General features: G+C 57.4%; 1 protein-coding gene. It reads left to right on the forward strand.

Translation table 11 applies throughout. The features are described from left to right. Positions 1-36 precede the first annotated feature (36 nt). The coding region (locus SB822_RS60225; protein WP_410859529.1) for a hypothetical protein at positions 37-242 on the forward strand (206 nt) is incomplete at its 3' end.

The following is a 242-nucleotide window of genomic DNA, read 5'->3' on the forward strand; positions in this document are numbered from 1 at the left end:
GCCAGTGCCCGATCCTATCTCAACAGCGGACGTGCCATGAATGTTGCCGCCCATGGATTGGAGGGCACCGCAGCAATCATCGGCGTTCCGATGATTGCTGCCACTGCAAGTGATCTTCTAACAAACGGCGACAAGATGTCGGGGCTGGAATTTACCAACGCTATCACTGGATTGGGAACAGGTGTCGTCGGCACTGGCATGGGCGTCAGATCTTTCGCAGCCATGCGGCCAGTCCGGACCAG

The sequence above is a fragment of the Paraburkholderia sp. SIMBA_054 genome, from assembly GCF_046534875.1.
Classification (GTDB): domain Bacteria; phylum Pseudomonadota; class Gammaproteobacteria; order Burkholderiales; family Burkholderiaceae; genus Paraburkholderia; species Paraburkholderia hospita.